The organism is Nocardiopsis sp. TNDT3 (assembly GCF_003427465.1).
Lineage (GTDB): Bacteria > Actinomycetota > Actinomycetes > Streptosporangiales > Streptosporangiaceae > Nocardiopsis > Nocardiopsis dassonvillei.
Genome location: NZ_QPFC01001228.1, coordinates 1 through 2,910 on the forward strand (window position 1 = coordinate 1; position 2,910 = coordinate 2,910).

Here is a 2,910-nt window from a genome sequence, read left to right on the forward strand (position 1 = left end):
GGCCCGGCCCCCGGGGGAGCCGGGCCCGCCCGCGTTCACCCCGCGCCGCTGTTCACCGGTTTCACTCCGGGCTGCTTGCACCTCCTGCGCCGTCCGCTGGTTCGTGCGTTTGCCCCCATTGACAGCTGTGATACACGACACAACAATGGTCATACTATTGGGAGCGCTCCCAGTGCTTCCGGCCGCTTACCCCCCCAGCGGAAGGACCCCCCGTTGAGTCCGGCACGAAGAAACCGCGCGGCGGCGCTCGGCGCCGCAGCCGCACTCGGCACGAGCCTCCTCGTCGCCTCCCCCGCCCAGGCCGACGACGAACCGGTCGAGCAGATCACCAACGGCGACTTCTCCGACGGCACCACCGGCTGGTGGGCGACCGAGGGGATCGACCTCGCCGTCAGCGAGGACGGAGCCCTGTGCGTCGCGGTCCCCGGCGGCACCAGCGACCCGTGGGACCAGATCGTCGGCCAGAACGACATCCCCCTCGTGGCGGGGGAGTCCTACTCCCTCACGTTCACCGCCTCCGGCGCCGACGGCCTGCCCGTCCGCGCGCTGGTCCAGGAGCCCGTCGACCCCTGGCGCACCGAACTGGACGAGCGCCCCGTGCTCACGCCGACGGCGACCGGCTACGAGTACGTCTTCACCGCGTCGGCCGAGATGGCCGACGCCCAGCTCGCCTTCCAGATCGGCGGGGCCGAGGAGGACTGGACGTTCTGCCTGGACGACGTGTCGCTGCTCGGCGGCGCCGAACCACCGGTCTACGAACCCGACACCGGCCCGCGCGTCCGCGTCAACCAGGTCGGCTACCTCCCGCAGGGCCCCAAGAACGCCACCGTGGTCACCGACGCCGAGGAGGCCCTGCCCTGGCGGCTGGCCGACGCCGGGGGCGCGGTCGTGGCCGAGGGCGACACCGTGCCGTACGGCCTGGACGAGTCCTCCGGGCAGAACGTGCACACCGTCGACTTCAGCGGCTTCACCGGGACGGGCGAGGGCTACACCCTGACCGCCGACGGCGAGACCAGCCACCCCTTCGGCATCACCGCCGACCCCTACGCCGCCCTGGCCACGGACGCCCTGGACTTCTACTACACCCAGCGCAGCGGTATCGAGATCCTCGACGAACTCGCCCCCGGGTACGGGCGCGAGGCCGGGCACGCGGGCGTGGAGCCCAACCAGGGCGACACCGACGTCACCTGCCACCCCTCAGCCCCGTGCGACTACTCGCTCGACGTGTCCGGCGGCTGGTACGACGCGGGCGACCACGGCAAGTACGTGGTGAACGGCGGCATCTCCGTCCACCAGCTGATGAGCGTCTACGAGCGCGCGCACACCGCGCCCACCGGCGACCCCGCCCGGGTCGCCGACTCCACCCTGTCCGTCCCCGAGCGGGACAACGGCGTGCCGGACGTCCTGGACGAGGCCCGCTGGGAGATGGAGTTCCTGCTGTCCATGCGGGTCCCCGAGGGCGAGGAGCTCGCGGGGATGGCCCACCACAAGGTCCACGACGAGCGCTGGACCGGCCTGCCCCTGCTGCCCTCCGAGGACCCCCAGCCCCGCTACCTGCACCCGCCGTCGACGGCGGCCACGCTGAACCTGGCCGCGACCGCCGCCCAGTGCTCCCGCGTGTTCGCCCCCTACGACGCCGACTTCGCCTCGACCTGCCTGGAGGCGGCCGAGACCGCCTGGGACGCCGCGGTGGCCGAACCCGAGCGCTACGCGACCGTCGGCGGCGAGGGCGGCGGCGCCTACGACGACGACAACGTGGCCGACGAGTTCTACTGGGCCGCCGCGGAGCTGTACCTGGCCACCGGGCACGGGGACTACGAGGAGGCGGTGGTCTCGTCCGAGCTGCACACCGCCGACGTGTTCACCTCCGCCGGGTTCGACTGGCGCTGGACCGCCCCCCTGGGCCGCCTCCAGCTCGCCACCGTGCCGAGCGGGCTCGACGGGCGCGACGAGGTCCGCGCCTCCGTCGTGGAGGGGGCCGAGCAGTACCTGGCCGACGTCTCGGAGCACCCCTACGGGCTGGCCTACGACCCCGAGGGCGGGGTCTTCGCCTGGGGCTCCAACAACCTCGTGCTCAACAACATGGTGGTGATGGCCAGCGCCTACGACATCGGCGGCGACACGCGCTTCCGCGACGCGGTCCTGGAGGGCATGGACTACATCCTGGGACGCAACGCCCTCAACCAGTCGTACGTGACCGGGTACGGCGAGAACGACGCGGTCAACCAGCACAGCCGCTGGTACGCCCACCAGCTCGACCCGCGCCTGCCCAACCCGCCCGAGGGCACCCTGTCCGGCGGGCCCAACTCCGACACCGGCACCTGGGACCCGGTCGCCCAGTCCAACCTGGACGGGTGCGCCCCCCAGTTCTGCTACATCGACCACATCGACTCGTGGGCGACCAACGAGCTGACCATCAACTGGAACTCCACGCTGGCCTGGGTGTCCGGGTTCGTCGCCGACCAGGGCGACGCCTCCCTGCCCGCCGGCTCCTCCTGCGAGGTGGACTACGTGGTCCACGGCGAGTGGCACGACCGCTTCAACACCCAGGTGACCGTCCGCAACACGGGTGACGAGCCCGTGAACGGCTGGAAGCTGGTGTGGTCCTTCCCCGGCGGCCAGACCGTGGAGCGCCACTGGAGCAGCGCGCTGGAGCAGGCCGGGCACGCGGTGACCGCCGTGAACGCGGACTGGAACGGGACCATCGAGCCCGGCGACGAGGTGACGTTCGGCTTCATCGGCACCCTGGCGTCCGGGGCGAACGCCGTGCCCGCGAGGTTCGCCCTCAACGGTTCGGTCTGTAGCTGACCCGTGGGCGGGGCGACGACGGCGCGCCCGCCCACGCCGTAGGACCCCCTTGGAGGACGGGGCCCCTCAGGAGAGCGTGGGGCCCCGTCCGTATGTCCGGGG

At 72.3% G+C, this 2,910-nt stretch carries 1 protein-coding gene; it reads left to right on the forward strand.

Translation table 11 applies throughout. The features are described from left to right. Window positions 1-213: 213 nt before the first annotated feature. A complete protein-coding gene (locus DQW06_RS26200; protein WP_117199501.1) occupies window positions 214-2,808 on the forward strand; it encodes a glycoside hydrolase family 9 protein in 2,595 nt (864 codons plus the stop codon). The last annotated feature ends 102 nt before the right edge of the window (window positions 2,809-2,910 follow it).